The sequence below is a fragment of the Neisseria sp. HMSC061B04 genome (genome assembly GCF_001836705.1).
Taxonomy (GTDB): domain Bacteria; phylum Pseudomonadota; class Gammaproteobacteria; order Burkholderiales; family Neisseriaceae; genus Neisseria.
Genome location: NZ_KV830167.1, coordinates 14,592 through 35,738, shown reverse-complemented (window position 1 = coordinate 35,738; position 21,147 = coordinate 14,592). Strand labels below are relative to the sequence as shown.

The following is a 21,147-nucleotide window of genomic DNA, read 5'->3' as shown; positions in this document are numbered from 1 at the left end:
GGAATTTAGGGCTAATCTACGTCAGCCCCTAAAAAAATGCCCCGCATATCGCAGGGCATTTTTCACAAACCGATTAAGGTTTAGCGTAACCGTGAACGCCATTGTAAGGAGCTGGGATCCAACCTTCATCAGTAGCAGGCAATTCGCCTTGACCTTCGATAGTTTGGCCTGGAGCAACTTGACGAGTGACAACGCTGCGGATTTTAACATCAACGCGACGGTCAGGTTCGATACAAGCGATAAGAGCAGCACGTTTCTTAGCTTTAGAAACTTTTTTGCCCAGTTTAGCAACTTCAGCTTCACAAGTAGCAGTCATGCGAGCTTGAGATTCGCCCAGACCTACTGCAGAGATTTTGCTAGAAGCAACGCCATGGCCTACCAAGTAGTTAGCAACTACGTTAGCACGACGCTCAGACAGAGCTTGGTTGTATTCTTCAGAACCCATGAAGTCAGTGTGACCTTCAACACGTACGGTTTGTACGCTTTCGTTGCTCAGGCGTTGAGCCAAAGAGTCCAGGTTTTCTTGAGCTTCAGGACGCAGGTTGTCTTTGTCGAAGCCGAACAGAGTTTTAGTAGACAGAGAAACAGTTTCATCAACATACTCAGGATCTTGTTGTACAGGAGCAACTGCTTCGCGGTCACCACATTCAACACGGCCTTGGGTAGCTTTGTCGAAGTAGCTGTTTTTCCAGCATTCGCCGTAGTTGTTACGGACGATTTCTTGAGATTGGCTGCTTACAACGTAACCATGTTTGGTATGCGCTTCGCTGGCCATTGCGGTGCCAGAGGCAACCAAGGCAACGAACAATGCGCTTAATTTCAGCTGTTTGGTCATTTTATTCCCTCATCAAATTGTTATGCGGCGGACTAGGAAAGCAACCGCTGCAAAGTACCAATATACAGGCCGCAGTATCAAAACAGCGGCAAATCGGATATATCAGGTTGCACTATAAAGAAGCGCAAGGCAAACTGTCAATACTCGATGCCTTCAAACAATTATGAAGTGCCTGCTTCCTAGTAGTTAATCATGCCGAAAAATCAATCTTGTGTCATTAATTTAGGGCAAAATCAGCCAATTCACCCGCCCAAAGTTGTACAAAAACAACAAAACTTCATCCCCCCTTCATTCACAGATTTCCTGTTTTCATATCATTAAAAGATATTTTCATTAAAAACAACCATTTTCAAAACTCAGGGCAAAACCGGGCAAAATATGTTAAATTACAGACCGTTTGTCGCACAAAATCCACAATAACAACGTATCCGATACTGCCACCATGAAACTGCAACAATTACGTTACGCCCTTGAAGTTTACCGGCACAATCTGAATGTCTCCGAGGCTGCCGATGCGCTTTTTACATCCCAGCCCGGCATTTCCAAACAAATCCGCCTGCTTGAAGAAGAATTGGGTATCCAAATTTTTATCCGCAGCGGCAAGCGTGTGGTTTCCGTTTCGCAACCGGGCAAAGCCGTGTTAGAGATTTCGGAACGGATTTTGCGCGATGTACAGAACATTAAAAATATCGGCAGCGAATTTACCGATCATGACAGCGGCTCCCTGACTATTGCCACGACGCACACCCAGGCGCGTTATGCTTTGCCCAAAATCGTTGCGGAATTTGTCAAAAACTACCCTAAGGTCAATTTGACCATCAAACAAGGCAGCCCTTCTGCCATTGCGCAAATGGTCAGCAGCGGCGAAGCAGATTTGGCAATTATTACCGAACGCATTGACGATCACCCCGAGTTAGGCAAACTACCCTGCTATGAATGGAACCATGCCGTCATTGTCCCGCACGACCACCCTCTTTTGGACTGCCGCAATCCTTTAAGCCTTGAAGATTTGGCTTCTTTTCCGCTGGTTACTTACGAATTTGCGTTCAACTCCGGCAGCAGCATTGCGCGTACCTTTAATAAAGCGCATATCGAGCAACCTGATGTTGCCTTATCGGCTGCCGATACGGATGTATTGAAAACGTATGTACGCTTAGGCTTAGGCGTGGGTTTGATGGCCAAAATGGCGTACGATCCCGTTGTCGATCAAGATTTGCAGCTGATAGACGCGGCGCACTTATTTGAGCCGTCGCCCACTTGGATAGCCTTACGCACCGACACCTACCTGCGTGGCTATGCCTATGATTTTATACAGATGTTTGCGCCGAAACTGACCCGTGAAGCGGTTGACCGCATTCTGTACACGCCGGTCGTTGAAGATTTTTCAATTTAACATCTAACTATCACTTGCGTAACTTAACAATTATTCTTTAACTTTTGTTAAAAAGGCCGTCTGAACAATTTCAGACGGCCTCAGATTCAGATAGCGTGCGAACAACCGGAAACCATTTTCTTCAAAGTTGTCGCATCCAGGATTTTGATGTGCTTGTGTTCAACCGAAATCAAGCCTTCGTGATGGAATTTGGATAAGGTGCGGCTGACCGTTTCCAGCTTCAGCCCTAAATAGCTGCCGATCTCCTCACGCGACATCCGCAGGATAAAATCGTTGGCGGCAAAACCTCGGGAATAGAGACGCTGAGACAAGTTAAGCAAAAAAGCGGCCAAGCGCTCTTCGGCGCGCATATTGCCCAAAAGCAACATCACGCCCTGATCTCGGACAATTTCACGGCTCATCAAGCGGAAAAAGTGAGAGCGCAGACTGGGAATATCCTGACCGAGTTCTTCAATGTGTGTAAACGGAAGCTCGCATACTTCGCTGTCTTCCAAAGCCACAGCATCACAACTGTGAATATGGGAACAAATCCCATCCATCCCGATCAGCTCGCCCGACATAAAAAAGCCGGTTACCTGATCCCGTCCGTCTTGGCTGGCGACTGTCGTCTTAAAGAAACCGGCACGGATGGCAAATAAAGAGGTAAACGGCTCGCCGGCGCGAAATAAGTACTCGCCTTTTTTCAGACGGCGGCTTTGACGGATAACCGCATCTAATTGTAAAAATTCGTTAGGCATTAGTCCGACAGGCAAACACAGTTCGCGTAAAGAACATGTGGAACACAAGGTTTTCATTTGATGTGTTGCATTGTGTGTAGCCATAACGCACCTTTAATTTGCTTAGTTCTCTCAATCCCTGATTAAGCCGAATAACTATTGACCCATGTCAAAGTCGGCATATCATTATGAGGCATTCTACCAAACTATCGAAATTTTGACTAAAATTTTCCCTAATTTCCTTACTTCATACTACAAGCCCCGACCATGAAAATCATCCCCATCTCAAATAACACCAACACAAACAATGAATTACCGGAATTCGACCGCGAATTGATTGCCAGTTTACCATCAAGCGGTCCACGTTATACATCCTATCCGACCGCCGACCGCTTCCATGAAGGCTTTAAAGAAGCCGAATATATCCAAGCTTTAAACCTGCGCAACATGGGCGCGCTCAACAAACCCCTTTCACTCTACATCCACATTCCCTTCTGCAATACCATCTGCTACTACTGCGGCTGCAACAAAATCATTACCAAAGACAAAAGCCGTGCCGATGCCTATATCCAATATCTGGAAAAAGAAATGGAGTTGCTGGCACCGCATTTGGGCGGACGACACCAGCTTGCGCAACTCCACTTCGGAGGCGGCACGCCGACATTCCTGAGCGACGACCAACTCGAACGCGTCTTCGACATGATCCGCAAATACTTCCAGCTGATTCCCAACGGCGAATACTCCATCGAAATCGACCCGCGCAAAGTCAGCCGCGAGACCGTCCTCAAACTGGGCAAACTCGGTTTCAACCGCATGAGTGTCGGCATTCAAGACTTCGATCCTAAAGTGCAGGCAGCCGTCAACCGTATCCAAAGTTACGAAGAAACCAAAGAAGTCATCGATGCCGCCCGCGAAGCCGGGTTCAAATCCGTCAGCGTCGATTTGATTTACGGCCTGCCGCATCAAAACACCGAAAGCATCAAAACCACCATTGACACGGTCTTGTCCCTCAACCCCGACCGCCTCGCCCTCTACCACTACGCCCACCTGCCACATATCTTCAAACCGCAACGCCGTATCGACACCAATGTCGTTCCCGGTAGCGAAGAAAAACTCGATATGCTGCAATATTGCGTTCAAACCCTGACTGAGCGAGGCTACGTTTTCATCGGCATGGACCACTTTGCCAAACCTGACGACGAGCTCTCCATCGCCCTCAAAGAAGGTTTCCTGCAACGAAATTTCCAAGGTTATTCCACCTATGCCGACTGCGACTTGGTAGCGATCGGCGTGTCCTCTATCGGCAAAATCGGCAGCACCTACTCCCAAAACGAGCGCGATATCGATGCCTATTACGCCGCACTCGATGCCGGACACCTGCCCATCATGCGCGGCTACCAGCTCAATCAAGACGACATTTTGCGCCGCAACATCATTCAGGATTTGATGTGCCGCTTCTCGCTCGACTATCGGATTTACGAAAGCGTGTTCGGCATTCCGTTTAGCCGTTATTTCGCGGTCGAACTGGAGGACATGAAGCAACTGGAAACCCTTGGCCTGGTCCGCCTCAAACCGCACGGCCTGACCGTTACGCCGAAGGGGCGTTTCCTGATCCGCAACATCGCCATGGTGTTCGACTATCATCTGCGCCATAAAGAAACCAAAGCCAAATACTCGCAAACCGTATAAACAGGAATGGAAAAGGTCGTCTGAAAATTTTCAGACGACCTTTGTTTTTATTTTCAATACTTTCGGGTAACATAAAACCATATTTTCCGCTTTATCAGAATTCAAAGTTAATTTGTATAGGCGCGTATCCTATGATTACCGAACAGCAAAACGATATCCTCAGTATCAATCAAGTACAGCTTCTCCTTGCTGAAAAACGCACGGCACTTGCTGTCATGCGTACGGGCATTGCTGTTTTCGCACTCCCTTTGTCTATTTTCAGTGCGCTGATTGCGACATCGAAATGGTACGAGGCCGTTGATGTTTGGCCTCTGCTCGTACTGGTCAGTCTGATGAACATCAGCTTGATTATTTTCTCGGTCTATCTGATTACCCGCTCGCTCCGTAGAATGCACCAATATGACCGGCTGATTGCCGGTATCAAATACAACAATCAGTCTTTGCGTAAACTGATTAAGTCATAAAATGTAGATAGTTGGGGATGAACGTAGGTCGTCTGAAAATCAAAATATAACGGAACTCCAGATATGTATTAAAACATGATTCTGCCAAACATACCGTAATTGTTCTTGGTGACGTTACTGTACACTTTGCTCCCCTCATTTGAATTGATACGATACCATTGCAGTAATTGGGATTAAAATGAACAACAAATATAAAGAATGGATAAAAATCATACTGCTCCCTCATTTAATAACGGCTATTTTTTTAGGGCCGACAATAATTGTTTTTTGGTCAGGTGGATTTATCGGTCTCTATTCTGTTATAAACGTGTTCAGTGAATTAGGTTCGCTTAAGTATTATATTTATATTGGAATTCCTTTAATTTTTATAATGTTCTTACTTGGGTTTTATTGGAAAAATCTGAAAATAGGGAAGATACTGACTTCTTCTGCGATATATTTATGGTTTCTCTTAGGTTTTTTATGCCTAGGGTGGCAGATATAAACTTATTGAAATGATCAACTCAATTTGATATTGGTAGGAACCCTGCTGGATACACCGTTCGTATTTAGACAAATACGAATGCAGTCTGCAATTTTGGTTTATCCGGTCTCAGGTCTCAAACGCTTTTAAAATATGGATCAACCCGATTTCTTCCCCATTCCCAGCCCCTGCATCGGCGTTTGCGAAGCCAATGCCAAAGGCTATTGCAAAGGCTGCCTGCGCAGCCGGGAAGAGCGCTTGTATTGGCACCAGATGACCGACAGCCAAAAACATCAAGTCATGCACCTCCTAGCCCTCAGGAAGGCCAAAATCCGCAACCGCAAAACAGAAAAGCCCGACACGGGCGAACAACCGGTTCAAAACCTGCTCGACTTCTAAACCGCCCTCACCGCACACCACAATAAGGAAAAACATGAAAAAACTGCTTGCCTGCCTGCTTGTACCATTGACCGCCCTCGCCCTGGGCGCCTGCAAACCCGCCTCAACTTCACCCGACAGCAAACCTACCGAACTCAACTGGCAGCAGCCCAAACTCACCAGCAATGTTTGGAAAATCAGCAAAGAAGGCCAACCCGATTCCTATCTGCTCGGCACCATCCACATGGGGCAAACCAATCAAACCTTGTCTTCCGATGCCCTCAAACTATTACAATCCGCCGACCAATTGACCACAGAAGTTGACGCATTGCCGGACAGCAGTCCGGAAACAAAAAAAATGTATCAAAAATACTTCAAAGAAGTCATGAGTACCGAACCACTCAGCCGCAAGCTTGGCAAAACAGATTTCCGCCTTTTACAAGAAATCTATTCACAAAATGAAGAAAGCCGACCCATCGCCAAAATTGCCGACAAACTCCACCCGTGGGCAGCATTGGTTTTTGCCGGCAGCTCATTTCCCCGAGGATATAGCGCAGAAACCGGTGCAGATATGTTGCTGACCAACGCAGCAGTCAATATCAACAAACCGCGTGGTTCATTAGAAAGCTTGGACGAAGTTTCCGCAATCTTCAAAGCACAGCCAGAAGAGACCATGATCAACTTTCTGAAAGCCAGTATTAAAACCAATAAAGAAGAAACCGAAGATGTCAAAAAACTCCATCAAGCCTATTCAGACGGCCGCTTTGAAGAACTCATCTCACTTTTGGAAGAAACCGAACAACGCACCCTCAAACGTGTTGATGCCAAATACGCCAAAGCCATGTCCGATTGGCTGAAAAACGACCTCCTGATCCGTCGCAACTTGGCATGGTTGCCTGAAATCCGCAAGCAATCCGCCAAACAAAGCACCCTCTTTGCCGTCGGCATTGCCCATTTAACCAGTGAAAAAGGCTTAATCGAACTATTGCGTCAAGAAGGCTATCAAGTGACGCCCGAACCCAAAGTCCTGATTTGACAATAAACCCCAATCCAACAACAAGGCCGTCTGAAAGTCTTTCTTTCAGACGGCCTTTATTTAATCTCTATTAAATGAAGCGGTAAGCAATATTGAGGCAAAATCAATCGCCCAATGCCGCTACCATCACCGCTTTAATCGTGTGCATCCGGTTTTCTGCCTGATCAAACACGATGCTGGCTTCGCTTTCAAAGACTTCTTCCGTTACTTCCACACCATTCAGGCCGAATGTCTCATAAATCCATTCGCCGACTTTGGTTTCGCGATTATGGAAAGCAGGCAGGCAATGCATAAACTTGACTTGCGGATTTTCAGCCACGGCCATTAATTCGGGCGTAACTCGGTAATCTTTCAGCAAATCGATACGTTCCTGCCAAGCCTCTTTAGGCTCGCCCATGCTGACCCACACATCGGTATGGATAAAATCCACGCCTTTCACGGCTTCCTGAGCATTCTCCGTCAATAAAATCCGTCCGCCGGTCTCTTTGGCAACAGCCTGCACCGTCTCGATAATGTTTTCAGACGGCCACAAACTTTTCGGCGCACCGATACGCACGTCCATGCCCAGTTTCGCAGCCAACACCAGCAACGAATTGGCCATGTTGTAACGCGCATCGCCGACGTAGGCAAACGCAACTTGGTTCAAAGGCTTGCCGCTATGCTCGCGCATCGTCAGCGCATCGGCGAGCATTTGAGTCGGGTGGAACTCGTTGGTCAGACCGTTGAACACAGGCACGCCTGCATACTTGGCCAGCTCTTCCACCACATCCTGTCCAAAGCCGCGATATTCGATGCCGTCAAACATCCGCCCCAAAACACGCGCCGTATCCTTAATGCTTTCCTTATGCCCGATTTGGCTGGCGGACGGCTCCAGATAAGTTACCCCTGCCCCTTGGTCGCGCGCGGCCACTTCAAACGCGCAACGGGTGCGGGTTGATGTTTTCTCAAAAATCAGGGCGATGTTTTTTCCCTGCATCCGCTGCACCTCGTTTCCTGCTTTTTTAGCGGCTTTCAATTCGGCGGCAAGGTCGAGATAGGCAGTAATTTCTTCGGGCGTGAAGTCCAGAAGCTTCAAGAAATGGCGGTTTTTCAGGCTCATGTCGTATTTCTCTTTTCTAGCGTGGGCGTTGCCCAACATTTTTCTCCGTGCAGATTTTGCCGGACTTCCCCGACCTTCTGCTGCTCAATTTTTCAGAATGCGAAGCCTACCCGTAGCGCGGCCCCTTATCCTCTATCAAAACTCAAAACAAGGCCGTCTGAACCTCGCCGCGCTCCAAAGCAAGCAACGATTGTTTGCGGTTCAAACCACCTGCGTAGCCGGTCAACTTGCCGTCGCTGCCAATGACGCGATGGCAGGGAATCAGGATGGACACTTTGTTCTGCCCGTTGACAGCGGCAACAGCGCGAATGGCCTTAGGATTACCCAACTGTTGCGCCTGCTCCTTGTAGCTGCGCGTTTCGCCGTAAGGAATGGTCAGCAACGCATTCCATACCTGCTGCTGAAAGGCCGTGCCTATCATTTCCAAAGGCGTCGCAAAAACTTTCAGACGGCCTTGGAAGTATAAATCCAATTCTTGGCGCAAAAGTTGCGTTTGCTCATTTTCTTGGAAAATAAACTGTCCGTGCAAAGCTTTTTGGACAGCCGTGATTTCCTGCTCTAGCTGTTTCTGCCCGACAAATTCCAGCAGACACAAACCCTTGCCACCGAACACCGCCAGCATCTCGCCCAAAGGCGTGGTAATGGCGGCAGTAGTTAATTCGTTCGGACTGTCAGGATAACGCGTTTCCAACAGTCGGATAGCTCGGCGGATACGGACATATTCTTCAGGCGCACAACCGATACAGTCAATAAAATCCTGCTCAAACTGCTTGGCTTCGTGTTCCGTAAAATACTCGTGCAGCAAGGCTTCGAGGCCGGTGGAAAAATCGGTTTCCAGTCGCTCGCGGATTTCATTCCACTTTGATGGAAGCTCGTTTAAAGAAGGCAGAGTAATCATCTGCATTTACTCCCGATAATCAACAAACCCCAAACGATTACCCGACGGATCAAAAAATTCCACAGCCCATCCGGTACGAATACGGAAAGGTTCACTTAGAAAACGGATATTTCTACCCTGTAACGCCGCATACTTCGCCTGCACATCATCCACTTCAATCCACACAGCAGGTGTCATATTGGGAAATTTATTCCGCTCTTTGAGAATGATGGCAGCTTCTTCTTCGCCCACCCGAAAAGCAACCATGCCACTTTCGGAAAAGTCGAATTTAACGGGCAAATCCAGTACATCTTGGTAAAAACGGCAACTGGTAACCAGATCATCTGCGGGAAAGAAAAAATTATCGTACTTCAATTTTTCTCCTTATCAACTAATTGTTATCACAGTATTACCTAAGAAAAATATACACCATTTTATCAGGCTAATATCCTACTTTTCAGACGGCCTTTTCACTTCAACAAACGTTTCAACATACCTTCATACACTGCCGACAGCTTCGGAATATCTTCCAAACGTACGTTTTCGTTGATTTGGTGGATGGTCGCGTTGGACGGGCCTAACTCGATGAGTTCTTTGGCAATGGCTTTGATGAAGCGTCCGTCCGAAGTGCCGCCGGTAGTGGACAATTCGGCCTCAACGCCACAAATCTCGGCAATGGCTTCACGTGCTACGTCGGTCAGTTTTCCTGCCTGAGTCAGGAACGGTTGGCCTGAACAAGACCACTGCAAATCGTATTGCACACCGTGTTTATCCAAAATGGCATGGACGCGTTGTTTCAGCCCTTCTTCGGTAGACTCGGTAGAAAAACGGAAATTGAATTTGACGTTCAGCTCGCCCGGAATCACATTGGTCGCGCCTGTACCGCCGTTAATATTGGAAATTTGGAAACTGGTCGGCGGGAAGTATTCGTTGCCCTCGTCCCAAACTTCCTGCGTCAGCTCCAGCAAGGCCGGAGCAAAAGTATGCACGGGATTGATGGCCAAATGCGGATAGGCAATATGGCCTTGCTTGCCTTTGACGGTCAGGTTGCCCGACAACGAGCCGCGTCGGCCGTTTTTCAACATATCGCCCAATTTATCCACGGCAGTCGGTTCGCCTACGATACAGTAATCAATCAACTCGCCGCGCGCTTTCAACACATCGACAACTTTGGTTGTACCATCCAATGCATCTCCCTCTTCGTCGGAAGTAATCAGGAGCGCGATACTGCCTTGATGGTCGGGATGTTCGGCAACGAAACGCTCGCAGGCGGTAACGAAACAGGCAATGCTGGTTTTCATATCCGCCGCGCCGCGACCATACAGACGGCCTGCACGCTCGGTCGGTTCAAACGGTGGCGAATCCCATTTGTCAACAGGGCCTGTCGGCACGACGTCGGTATGTCCTGCAAAGCAGAACACCGGAGCCTGTGTACCGCGGCGCAACCAAATGTTTTTGGTGTCGCCGAAATGAAGCTCTTCTACGGCAAAACCGATTTTTTGCAGGCGTTCGGCCAGCAGTTGTTGGCAGTTTTGGTCATCCGGCGTAACGGACGGGCGGGAAATCAGCGCTTTGGCGAGTTCTAGGGATTGGGTTTCGATCATTGTGTTCACTTTGAAAAACAGGCCGTCTGAAACGTTCTGAATATAATTTTCAGACGGCCTTGAGTTTATTTGAAGATACTGAATGGGCAGTTTGTCTTTCTGCGTCCTGAGTTATTTTCCATGGCAAGCTTCATAAAGCGGCAGTAAGTCTTCCACTGTTTCCACTATCCATTTCGCGACATCCTGCTTGCCCAAATCATCGCGTTCGATGTGTTTGCCGATACAGAAGAAATCTTTATCGTCTCGAAGCTTTCTATCGCCGTCGCTTTGTTGGGCGACGGTACGATAATCGTCATATTCGCTTTCCGCACCGTGCCACATATCGAAGGAAGCGTATTTTTCGGTATCAAAATTATCCAGCCAGCGGTTGTAATCGGGCAACGCAATGGGGGAAACATCGGCTTTATAGCAGTGCCAATCCAAGCTGACGCTCAAACGGCGGCGGTTGAGCAAAATCGATAAAATTGCTGCGGAATTTTTATATTGTTCGTATTTGAAATAGGCAAAGAAATGGGCGCGGACCTGCCAGCCGTTACACCAGCGTTCGATATGCGGCGGTGCAAACGGCGCACCCAATTCGGTGGCAACCTGCTGGATCAGCTGCTGCCATACCTGCCAGTTTTCTTTATAGTCCGCCTTGATTTGCGGAATACTTTCAGGCTGGTATTTTTTAAGCTGGGAAAATTGGAAAAAGGGAATATTGAACAAATCGCAACTTTTTGGGGTCAGCATAATATATCCTTGAGACGATTGTTTCAGACGGCCTTATTTGCGGCGGCGTGCAGCCATAATTTCGCCGATTTCGGTCAGCTTTTCTTTAGGGATAAAGGTTTTGCCCATATCAAACAGCGGCTCTTCAATCGCCAGATGAACATCATATCCTGCGACAAAGCGTTTGAACGTTTCCGCATCGGGGACATAGGCGTTGTCTGCTTCGAGTTTGGCGAATTCGGCGGATACTGCCGCCCAATTGTTGTGCAGGCTGATATGTTGGCGCAAAAGCTCGTCAACGCTTTCTTGAGCTTGCGGCGCATATTGCAATAGAAGCGGGAAGAAATTTTCTTCTTCATCTTCATGGTGCAACGGCGCGGCAACATTAAAATACTGGGCAATCTGGCGGATGGTTTGCAAAACGATTTGATTGCAGCCGTTTTCGGCAATATAGTCCGACAACATGGCAACCTGGCTGCAGAAACGGCGCACTTTGCCATGACAGGCGTACAGCATTTCAATGGGTTCGGCAAAAGTAACGCTTTTGGTTTCAAACGGATTCATGGTTTTGAGGTTTTATTTTTAAATTAATGTTTCCAGATTATAACAAAACAGCCTGCGCAAGGCAGGCTGTCTGTTTTTAAGCTTAAAGCGGATTAGTCAACCAAAGTAACTTTACCGTTCATCAAAGCACCGTGACCTGGGAAGGTACAAGCGAATTTGTATTCGCCGCCGGCCAATTTAGCAGGATCCAGAGTCAAGGAAGATTCTTCGCCGCCGCCAACCAGTTTGGTGTGGGCAACAACGCGTGCGTCGTCAGGTTTAACGTAGTCAGTTGCAGCGGCACCGGCACCGTCTTTGAAAATACCGTCCATGTCTTCGGCTTTACCGATGACGATGTTGTGACCCATGCTTTCTTTAGGTTGGGTACCGGTGTGTTTCAAAGTGATGGTGAATTCTTTACAAGCTTTGCTTACTTGGATTTCTTTAGTGTTGAACTGCATAGCGTCGTTGGCTTCAACAGTAGTTGCGCAGTTGCCGGCAGCAGGAGCGGCGGCAGCATCGGCCGGAGCAGCTTCAGATGCAGGAGCGGCATCGGCAGGTGCAGTAGTTTCTGCAGGAGCAGCTTCAGAAGCAGCGGAAGCAGCAGGTGCTTCAGCAGGTTTTGCAGCTTCTTGAGAGCATGCAGCCAAGCCGATAACGGCAGCGGAAATCAGAGCCAGATAAGCTTTCATTGATGTATCTCCTAATGATGAGAGTCTTGTTAAGTTCTATTAATAGAACCCGCGCGAATATATTAACAAAGGCAAATGCCAAACTTAAACTTATTCACGCAGAGCGATAAGAAATTCAGGCGTTATTTTGCTACAAACTTCGCACGAAATCAAAGTTTCAGGCCAAGTTTACATCAGTTTACCTAAAAGAAAACAGTTACTGTTTAGGTCGTATTTCTTTAGTATTAGATGCTATCAGTCAAATGAAATAAGTTTTAACATTTATTAACCATAATCTCATTCGGCATGATTTTAGCGGCCGTGCTTGCGTACCAATTCTGCCAATGCCGCTGCCAATTCGGGATGCCTGCCTTCCAATTTGGCCGCAGCCGCATCGAAGCTGTCCAAAGCGGCCTCGCTCAATCGCAAGCTGTTGGTTTTCGGCTGGGACAGAGGTTTGGGGACCACCCTGACCGCCACTTCCCGTATTCCGTCGTGCAACGCTTGCAACTTGGGCAACATGGCAGGCAGGATCATTTTCAAACGCGAAGCAGCCATATTGTTGGCGGCCAGCAAAACCAATCTTCCATCTTCAACACAGGCCGTCTGAAAATGCGGATGCAGGTTGACCGGCAAAACCGTTTTGATTTTTGCATCCAATTTCCGCCATTGTTGCGATTGTTGCAACAAGCCCGCCAATAAGCGGTCGCGCTTGCCCAATTGTGCTAAATCCATATATTTCAGACGGCCTTTCAGTAAATTAACCAAACAATTACAATTGAAATACAGCAAAACCGCCTTTATTTCAAACAGCATTACCGCGTTATACAAGCGCTTGTGTTAAAATCCCAATTTCGCCCACTATTATATCAAGGCGCAGGAATTATTCATGCTGACAAACATTGCTAAGAAAATCTTCGGCAGCCGCAACGACCGCCTGCTGAAACAATATCGTAAATCCGTTTCTAAAATCAATGCACTCGAAGAACAGATGAAAGCGTTGAGCGACGCGGATTTACAGGCCAAAACCGCCGAGTTCAAACAACGCCTCGCTGACGGACAAACGCTAGATGATATTTTGGTTGAAGCCTTTGCCGTCTGCCGCGAGGCATCCCGCCGCGTATTGGGCATGCGCCACTTCGATGTACAGCTGATCGGCGGTATGGTCCTGCACCATGGCAAAATCGCCGAAATGCGTACCGGTGAAGGTAAAACTCTGGTGGCTACCCTTGCCGTTTACCTGAATGCATTGTCAGGAAAAGGCGTACACGTCGTTACCGTCAACGACTACCTTGCCTCCCGTGACGCAGGCATTATGGAGCCGTTGTACAATTTCTTAGGCTTGAGCGTCGGCGTGATCGTAGCCGATTTGCAACCTTTCGAACGCCAAACCGCTTACGGTGCCGACATTACTTACGGTACAAACAACGAATTCGGCTTCGACTACCTGCGCGACAATATGGTGACCGACCAATACGACAAAGTTCAGCGCGAATTGAACTTTGCCGTTGTCGACGAAGTGGACTCCATTTTGATCGACGAAGCGCGTACGCCGCTGATTATTTCCGGCCAGGCAGATGACAACATCCAGCTCTACCGCGTGATGGATGCCGTTCCGGCCCACCTTATCCGCCAAGAAACCGAAGAAGGCGAAGGCGATTACTGGGTAGATGAAAAAGCACACCAAGTTATTCTGAGCGAAGCCGGTCACGAACACGCCGAGCAAATCCTGACCCAAATGGGCTTATTACAGGAAAACGACTCGCTCTACTCTGCCGCCAATATTTCCCTGATGCACCACCTCATGGCGGCATTGCGTGCGCACACCCTGTTCCACAAAGACCAACACTACGTCATTCAAGACGGCGAAATCGTGATTGTGGACGAGTTCACAGGCCGTCTGATGGCCGGCCGCCGTTGGTCCGAAGGCTTGCACCAAGCCGTTGAAGCCAAAGAAGGCGTAGAAATCAAACGCGAAAACCAAACGCTTGCCTCCATTACCTTCCAAAACTACTTCCGCCTGTACAGCAAACTGTCCGGCATGACCGGTACGGCCGACACCGAAGCCTTCGAGTTCCAAAGCATTTACAACCTCGAAACCGTCATCATCCCGACCAACCGTCCGGTACAACGTAAAGACTTCAACGACCAAATCTTCCGCTCGGCCGAAGAAAAATTTGAAGCCGTTGTCAAAGACATCGCCGAATGTCACAAAAACGGCCAACCGGTTTTGGTCGGTACCACCAGCATCGAAAACTCCGAACTGGTTTCCCGTTTGTTACACGAAGCCGGTCTGCCGCATAACGTCCTCAACGCCAAAGAACACGAGCGCGAGGCATTGATTGTGGCCCAAGCCGGTAAAGTCGGCGCAATTACCGTTGCCACCAACATGGCCGGCCGCGGTACCGATATTGTCTTGGGCGGCAACCTCAAACATCAAATCGAAGCCATCCACGCCGATGAAACCCTGAGCGAACAGCAAAAACAAGCGCAAATTTCCGCCCTTGAAAGCGGTTGGCAAACCGAACACGACCAAGTTGTGGCCGCAGGCGGTTTGCACATTATCGGTACGGAACGCCACGAAAGCCGCCGTATCGACAACCAATTGCGCGGTCGTGCAGGCCGTCAGGGCGACCCCGGCTCCAGCCGTTTCTATCTGTCGTTTGAAGACCCATTGCTGCGCCTCTTCGCTCTCGACCGTGCCGCCGCCATCCTCAACCGTCTGGCACCCGAGCGCGGCGTTGCCATCGAACACGGCCTGCTGACCCGTCAAATCGAAGGCGCGCAACGTAAAGTCGAAGGTCGCAACTTCGATATGCGTAAACAGGTTTTGGAATACGATGACGTTGCCAACGACCAACGTAAAGTGATTTACCATCAACGCAACGAAATCCTGACGACTAAAGACGTCAGCGATTTGACTCGCGAAATCCGCGCCGACGTTATCAGCGACTTGGTTGATTACCACATTCCGCCTGACAGCATGGAAGAGCAATGGGACATTCCGGCACTTGAGCACCAACTTGCCGCTGATTTCCGCCTGCATGTCGATATTAAAGGCTGGTTGAAAGAAGACAGCACTTTGGACAACCAAGACATTAAAGAGCGCCTTATCAAACGCATCGAAGACGAATATGCTGAGAAAGTCGAATTGGTCGGCAAACAAGCCATGTCGGATTTCGAACGCAACGTTATGCTGCAAGTTATCGACAACCAATGGCGCGAACACCTCGCCGCCATGGACTACCTGCGCCAAGGCATCCATCTGCGCAGCTATGCTCAGAAAAATCCGAAACAAGAATACAAACGTGAAGCTTTCATCATGTTTGAAAACCTGTGGCGCAGCATCAAACAAAACATTGCCGCTTTGCTGACTGCTGTTCAAATCGAGCGCAACAGCGAATACGACCACACTGCCGCACAAAGCGTCAGCGATGTTCAAACCGTCCACTCCGACGCGCCCGATATGGAAGAATTGCTCGGCCAATCGCAAACCGATTTAGTGACCGAAGCATTCGATCCTGACGGTACCGACTTCAGCCCTGAAGCGCTTGCCCAAAACGGCCTGATTGTTCACCGCAACGATCCTTGCCCTTGCGGCAGCGGCCTGAAATACAAACAGTGCCACGGTAAATTGAACTAAGCAGTCAATTCAAAAGGCCGTCTGAACGGTGAAACGAGAATCTTTGATTTCGTTCTCACATCTGTTCAGACGGCCTGAGAATTATCCAAATAAAAAATTTCCAAACCCAATTTCAAAAGAGTATCCCTATGGCAGGCAATACTTTCGGACAAATCTTTACCGTTACCACTTTCGGCGAAAGCCACGGCGCAGGCTTGGGCTGCATCATTGACGGCTGCCCGCCCGGATTAGAATTGAGCGAAGCAGATATCCAATTTGACCTTGACCGCCGCAAACCCGGCACCAGCCGCCACGTTACCCAACGCCGCGAAGCCGACCAAGTCGAAATCCTCTCCGGCGTATTCGAAGGCAAAACCACCGGCACTCCTATCGCCCTCCTGATCCGTAATACCGACCAACGCAGCAAAGACTATGGCAATATCGCCACCAGTTTCCGTCCCGGCCATGCCGATTACACCTACTGGCACAAATACGGCACACGCGACTACCGCGGCGGCGGTAGAAGTTCCGCCCGTGAAACCGCCGCACGTGTTGCCGCCGGAGCAGTCGCTAAAAAATGGCTGAAAGAAAAATTCGGCACGGAAATTACCGCCTACGTTACCCAAGTAGGCGAAAAAGAAATCCAGTTTGAAGGTTACGAATATATTTCCCAAAACCCCTTCTTTGCCGCCAACCAAAGCCAAATTGAGGAATTGGAAAACTATATGGACAGCGTGCGCAAAGCATTGGATTCCGTCGGCGCGAAACTGCATATCGAAGCGGTTAACGCCCCCGTCGGCTTGGGCGAACCGGTTTTTGACCGTCTCGATGCAGAAATTGCCTATGCCATGATGGGCATCAATGCCGTCAAAGGCGTAGAAATCGGCGCAGGTTTTGATAGCGTAACGCAACGCGGCAGCGAACACGGCGACGAACTCACACCACAAGGCTTTCTATCCAACCACTCAGGCGGCATCTTGGGCGGCATCAGCACCGGGCAAGACATTCATGTGAATATTGCCATCAAACCGACCAGCTCCATCGCCACACCGCGCCGCAGCATCGATATAGAAGGCAATCCTGTCGAGCTTGCCACACACGGCCGCCATGACCCCTGCGTCGGATTACGCGCTGCTCCGATTGCCGAAGCCATGCTGGCATTGGTATTGATTGACCACGCCTTACGCCATCGTGCACAAAATGCCGATGTACAGGTCAATACACCGGACATCACTAAATTGGAAAAATAACCGTTTATTTCTGAATATTCTCAGAAAAATTTAGCCAAATCACAGTCTTTATACTACAATAGCACCTTATTGCCGTATGAAGAAAATACGGATTTAGATTAGAGGAATACAACCGCAATGACACAAGAAACCGCTTTGGGCGCTGCGCTGAAATCTGCCGTCCAAACCATGAGCAAGAAAAAACAAACAGACATGATTGCCGACCACATTTACGGCAAATATGATGTGTTCAAACGATTCAAACCGTTGGCTGTCGGCATCGACCAAGATTTGGTTGCCGCCCTGCCCCAATACGACCCTGCACTGATTGCACGCGTACTGGCCAACCACTGCCGCCGCCCACGCTATCTGAAAGCCTTGGCCCGTGGCGGCAAGCGTTTCGACCTGAACAACCGCTTCAAAGGCGAAGTCAGCGCAGAAGAGCAAACCATCGCCCAACAGCATCCTGCCGTTCAACAGGCATTGGCTGCACAAGCCGAACGCCAAGCCGCTAAAGCCGCCGCTGAAGCAGAAGCGGCTCCTACTCAAGCTGAGGAGACCAACGAAGCTGCTGAATAATGTTCAGACGGCCTGTCATAGCTTGTTCTAAATAAAGACCCCAATTCAATGACTTTCTTAAATGTCGTTGAATCGGGGTTTTTATTACTGAGTCTTATCTGATCGTGAACTGATTAAAAATAGTTTTACTTTTTTCTCACTAAGCTAATTTTTGAAACCAAAATCTTGTCCAAGCTATTCCCAACAAGGTATTTCTCTATCACCTTGATTATTCTTGTATCAGTTCAAACATTGAAAAGCATGATTTATGCATCGTTAAAACAAACTAAAATCTATCCCTTACAAAAATAAGTAAAGGCCGTCTGAAATCTATCTTTCAGACGGCCTTTTTCAATCAAGTAATCTTAAAACACGGCCTGCAAAACCAAATAGCTGACAACAGACAAAACGGCAGCAGCAGGCAAGGTAATGACCCAAGCAAGGCCGATCGGTTTCATCAATTTCCAGTTGGCATTGCGGTTAACCAAGCCGATACCCAAAACGGCACCCACCAAGATATGGGTACTGGAAACAGGCAAGCCCATAAATGATGCGGCCATCACGACGGCGGCGGCAGAAAGCTCGGCTGAGAAGCCTGACGCAGGGTGCATTTCTGCCAAGCTGGTACCTACGGTTTTAATCACTTCTTTACCGACAAACCACAAACCGACGATCAAAGCGATACCAAAAGTTAACATGGCAATCGGCGGCACGGCGTTTTGAGCAGTAATGCTGTTGGTACGCAGCACATCCATAATCGCGGCAAACGGACCAATCGCATTGGCAATATCGTTCGCACCATGGCTGAATGCGAAACCGCAAGCGGTAAATACCTGCATCCATGAGAACATTTGGAAGGTTGATTTATCCAAATCTTTGCGTTTCAAACTTTTGGCGAATACAAACGTACCCATCCAAATAGCCGCACCGATCATGAAAATGGTCAGGAAGCTGTTGACATTGCTCATGCCCAAATGCAGATTTTTCAGACCTTTGAAAATCAACATAGCCGCAATCATCATACCGCCGACAGAAGCAATAAACGGCACCCAGGAATGCAGGGCTTTGTAAGAATCCACTTCGCCCTTACGACTGTCAAAGCGGTACAGGCCGCGATAATACTCAGACTGCAACTCTTCGGGATCAAAGTCCGGCTCATCATAAATTTGGGCATCATGCGCCATTTTGGTGGCGTATTCGACTTTTTCAGATTCACTCAAGGCCTCAAAAAACTGGCGGTGCTCTTCTTTATAGGCTTTCTTCTCCAGTTTGATGCCTTTCAGCGTATTGCCGGCCCAAGAGTTGTAATCCAAAACATTTTTCTTGATTCGTGAAAACAACAGATAGGAAACGATGCCGCCCAAAACCGGGGACAAAATCCAAGACAAGGCAATCTCGCCCAATTTATCCCACTGAATCAATGCAACGGAATCTACGCCGTTTAACGTCGCCATGCACAATGCACTACCGACAATACCGCCGATAATCGCATGTGTCGTCGAGACAGGAAGGCCTTTGTGCGAGGCAAAAAGCAGCCACAATGCCGCAGCCAAAAGCGCAGACATCATAATAAAGACAAACTGCATCGGATCCAAATGCATTGCATTCAAATCGACAATACCCTTGCGGATGGTATCTGTTACCTCGCCGCCGGCAATCACTGCGCCACTGACTTCAAATACTGCCGCAATCAGCAAGGCTTGCGGAATGGTCAATGTGCCGGAGCCGACACTTGTACCGAAAGAGTTGGCAATATCGTTACCGCCCACATTAAACGCCATGAAGACGCCGAAAAAGGTGGCAAGGATAAACAGGCCGGAGTGGTTGTAATGGGTATAACCCAGGCCCCAATAAATAAAATAGCCGACCATGCTCACAAGCATAGCGGCGAAAGCCGTATTAATCAGCTTCAAGTTCGCACTCGACTGAGTTTGAGCCATGGAAAGTTTCCTTTTGGAAAACATGTTGAGTCGCGCTATTTTAACCTCTTTGTAATCTTTCTTGCACCAACTATTTACATTAAACGCCGAAATTCCCGTAAAAACGTCAAAAGGCGTTAAAATGTCGTTTTACCTTCCCTTTCTGTAACCGAAATGCAACCCCAATACTATATCGGCATCATGTCCGGGACCAGCATGGACGGTGCCGATGCCGTACTAATTCAAATGCAGGGCAAGCAATGGCAACGCGCCGTCGCCCACAGCTTTCTACCCTATTCAGACGGCCTGCGCCAAGAATTGTTAGCACTGCAAGACATAGGCGAAAATGAATTGCACAGAAGCAATATCCTGGCGCAAACACTCAGCCGCCTATACGCCCAAACCGTACAGCAACTATTGACAGAGCAAAACCTGTCTGCCAAAGACATTGCCGCAATCGGCTGTCACGGACAAACCATCCGCCATGCGCCTGAACACGGTTACAGCATTCAACTGGTCAACCTCTCGCTTTTAGCCGAACTGACCGGCATTTTCACGGTCGGCGACTTTCGCAGCCGCGACCTTGCCTGCAACGGTCAAGGTGCACCCCTCGTCCCAGCCTTTCACGAAGCGCTGTTTCGAGATGCGAATGAAACCCGAGCCGTACTCAACATTGGAGGTATTTCCAATATCAGCATCCTCCCGCCCGACAGCCCTTCTTTCGGCTTCGATACCGGCCCCGGCAATATGCTGATGGATGCATGGATGCAACATATCTGGCAGCAGCCTTACGACAAAAACGGGGAAAAAGCCGCACAAGGCAAAATCCTCCCCGACCTACTCGCTAACCTGCTCGACCATCCTTACTTCAGCCGCCCTTATCCCAAAAGTACAGGCCGAGAGTTGTTTTCCCTAAGCTGGCTTCAAGGCCGTCTGAAAGGTAATGAAAAGCCGGAAGATGTGATACGCACATTGGTCTTTTATACTGCACAAACTATTTTTGACGCGACCAAACAAGCTGCTCCGGCGATTCATAATCTTTATATCTGCGGCGGTGGCATCCGCAATCCAGTGTTAATGCATGACTTGGAAACCCTGTTTTCTCCCAACACCCAATTGCACAGCACAGCCAAGCTCCATCTTGACCCGCAATGGGTCGAAGCCGCCGCTTTTGCCTGGCTTGCCGCCTGTTGGTGCAATCAAGTTCCAAGCAATCCCCACCATGCAACCGGCGCACATTCACACCGGATTTTAGGCTCTGGACATTACGGCAACTAAAGTTGAATCAATAAAAAGGCCGTCTGAACATTTTCAGACGGCCTTTACTAATTAGCCTTCAC

Annotated in this window: 20 protein-coding genes; 9 read left to right on the top strand and 11 right to left on the bottom strand. The window is 48.7% G+C overall.

Annotation, left to right across the window (positions count from 1 at the left end; genetic code table 11):
* Positions 1-73: 73 nt before the first annotated feature.
* Positions 74-835 (bottom strand): OmpA family protein, encoded by a 762-nt coding sequence (locus HMPREF2661_RS00185; protein ID WP_070822028.1) that lies wholly within the window; start codon positions 833-835, stop codon positions 74-76.
* A 442-nt stretch (positions 836-1,277) separates the two neighbouring features.
* Here HMPREF2661_RS00185 and HMPREF2661_RS00180 point away from each other — a divergent pair, with 442 nt between their 5' ends.
* Positions 1,278-2,228, top strand: coding sequence for a CysB family HTH-type transcriptional regulator (locus HMPREF2661_RS00180; RefSeq protein WP_049348254.1), 951 nt, complete (start codon positions 1,278-1,280; stop codon positions 2,226-2,228).
* A gap of 86 nt (positions 2,229-2,314) precedes the next feature.
* Here the strand turns inward: HMPREF2661_RS00180 and fnr are convergent, their stop codons facing one another.
* The gene (gene fnr, locus HMPREF2661_RS00175; RefSeq protein ID WP_003748691.1) at positions 2,315-3,049 is read right to left on the bottom strand and encodes a fumarate/nitrate reduction transcriptional regulator Fnr; all 735 of its coding nucleotides are present in this window, start codon (positions 3,047-3,049) and stop codon (positions 2,315-2,317) included.
* Between the two features lie 162 nt (positions 3,050-3,211).
* Here fnr and hemN point away from each other — a divergent pair, with 162 nt between their 5' ends.
* From hemN to HMPREF2661_RS00150, 4 genes are all read left to right on the top strand, one after another.
* Complete coding sequence (gene hemN / locus HMPREF2661_RS00170) at positions 3,212-4,633, top strand: oxygen-independent coproporphyrinogen III oxidase (RefSeq protein WP_070822027.1); 1,422 nt, start codon at positions 3,212-3,214, stop codon at positions 4,631-4,633.
* Positions 4,634-4,764: 131 nt separating this feature from the next.
* Positions 4,765-5,097 carry a hypothetical protein gene (locus HMPREF2661_RS00165; RefSeq protein ID WP_049323937.1) on the top strand — a complete coding sequence of 111 codons (333 nt, stop codon included), beginning with the start codon at positions 4,765-4,767 and terminating at the stop codon, positions 5,095-5,097.
* Between the two features lie 616 nt (positions 5,098-5,713).
* Positions 5,714-5,959, top strand: a complete 246-nt coding sequence (locus tag HMPREF2661_RS00155) for a DUF1289 domain-containing protein (protein ID WP_070822025.1) — start codon at positions 5,714-5,716, stop codon at positions 5,957-5,959.
* Between the two features lie 34 nt (positions 5,960-5,993).
* Positions 5,994-6,974 carry a TraB/GumN family protein gene (locus HMPREF2661_RS00150; RefSeq protein ID WP_070822024.1) on the top strand — a complete coding sequence of 327 codons (981 nt, stop codon included), beginning with the start codon at positions 5,994-5,996 and terminating at the stop codon, positions 6,972-6,974.
* Positions 6,975-7,077: 103 nt separating this feature from the next.
* On the opposite strand, the gene argF is transcribed toward HMPREF2661_RS00150, so the two are convergent.
* From argF to HMPREF2661_RS00110, 8 genes are all read right to left on the bottom strand, one after another.
* Positions 7,078-8,073 (bottom strand): ornithine carbamoyltransferase, encoded by a 996-nt coding sequence (gene argF / locus HMPREF2661_RS00145; RefSeq protein WP_070822030.1) that lies wholly within the window; start codon positions 8,071-8,073, stop codon positions 7,078-7,080.
* 142 nt (positions 8,074-8,215) lie between these two features.
* A complete protein-coding gene (locus tag HMPREF2661_RS00140; protein WP_070822029.1) occupies positions 8,216-8,971 on the bottom strand; it encodes a methylated-DNA--[protein]-cysteine S-methyltransferase in 756 nt (251 codons plus the stop codon).
* Positions 8,972-8,977: 6 nt separating this feature from the next.
* Positions 8,978-9,325 (bottom strand): VOC family protein, encoded by a 348-nt coding sequence (locus HMPREF2661_RS00135; RefSeq protein WP_070822023.1) that lies wholly within the window; start codon positions 9,323-9,325, stop codon positions 8,978-8,980.
* A 95-nt stretch (positions 9,326-9,420) separates the two neighbouring features.
* Entirely contained in the window at positions 9,421-10,554 is a 1,134-nt protein-coding gene (dapE, locus tag HMPREF2661_RS00130; protein WP_070822022.1) for a succinyl-diaminopimelate desuccinylase, read from the bottom strand.
* Between the two features lie 111 nt (positions 10,555-10,665).
* Positions 10,666-11,286: a glucose-6-phosphate 1-dehydrogenase family protein gene (locus HMPREF2661_RS00125; protein WP_049348245.1), complete on the bottom strand. Its 621-nt coding sequence runs from the start codon at positions 11,284-11,286 to the stop codon at positions 10,666-10,668.
* A gap of 33 nt (positions 11,287-11,319) precedes the next feature.
* On the bottom strand, positions 11,320-11,829 hold the full coding sequence (locus tag HMPREF2661_RS00120; RefSeq protein WP_036493113.1) for a hemerythrin domain-containing protein: 510 nt from the start codon (positions 11,827-11,829) through the stop codon (positions 11,320-11,322).
* A gap of 92 nt (positions 11,830-11,921) precedes the next feature.
* On the bottom strand, positions 11,922-12,500 hold the full coding sequence (azu, locus tag HMPREF2661_RS00115) for an azurin (RefSeq protein ID WP_036493110.1): 579 nt from the start codon (positions 12,498-12,500) through the stop codon (positions 11,922-11,924).
* A 291-nt stretch (positions 12,501-12,791) separates the two neighbouring features.
* Positions 12,792-13,214, bottom strand: a complete 423-nt coding sequence (locus HMPREF2661_RS00110; RefSeq protein WP_049323943.1) for a DciA family protein — start codon at positions 13,212-13,214, stop codon at positions 12,792-12,794.
* Between the two features lie 154 nt (positions 13,215-13,368).
* Here HMPREF2661_RS00110 and secA point away from each other — a divergent pair, with 154 nt between their 5' ends.
* From secA to HMPREF2661_RS00095, 3 genes are all read left to right on the top strand, one after another.
* Positions 13,369-16,122 carry a preprotein translocase subunit SecA gene (secA, locus tag HMPREF2661_RS00105; protein WP_049323931.1) on the top strand — a complete coding sequence of 918 codons (2,754 nt, stop codon included), beginning with the start codon at positions 13,369-13,371 and terminating at the stop codon, positions 16,120-16,122.
* Positions 16,123-16,250: 128 nt separating this feature from the next.
* Positions 16,251-17,351 carry a chorismate synthase gene (aroC, locus tag HMPREF2661_RS00100; protein ID WP_049323930.1) on the top strand — a complete coding sequence of 367 codons (1,101 nt, stop codon included), beginning with the start codon at positions 16,251-16,253 and terminating at the stop codon, positions 17,349-17,351.
* Between the two features lie 117 nt (positions 17,352-17,468).
* Positions 17,469-17,909: a ProQ/FINO family protein gene (locus tag HMPREF2661_RS00095; RefSeq protein WP_049323929.1), complete on the top strand. Its 441-nt coding sequence runs from the start codon at positions 17,469-17,471 to the stop codon at positions 17,907-17,909.
* 344 nt (positions 17,910-18,253) lie between these two features.
* Here the strand turns inward: HMPREF2661_RS00095 and HMPREF2661_RS00090 are convergent, their stop codons facing one another.
* Positions 18,254-19,828, bottom strand: coding sequence for an inorganic phosphate transporter (locus HMPREF2661_RS00090; protein ID WP_003748724.1), 1,575 nt, complete (start codon positions 19,826-19,828; stop codon positions 18,254-18,256).
* Between the two features lie 153 nt (positions 19,829-19,981).
* Between HMPREF2661_RS00090 and HMPREF2661_RS00085 the strand changes: the two genes are divergently transcribed.
* Positions 19,982-21,085 (top strand): anhydro-N-acetylmuramic acid kinase, encoded by a 1,104-nt coding sequence (locus tag HMPREF2661_RS00085; RefSeq protein WP_070822021.1) that lies wholly within the window; start codon positions 19,982-19,984, stop codon positions 21,083-21,085.
* Positions 21,086-21,147: the final 62 nt, after the last annotated feature.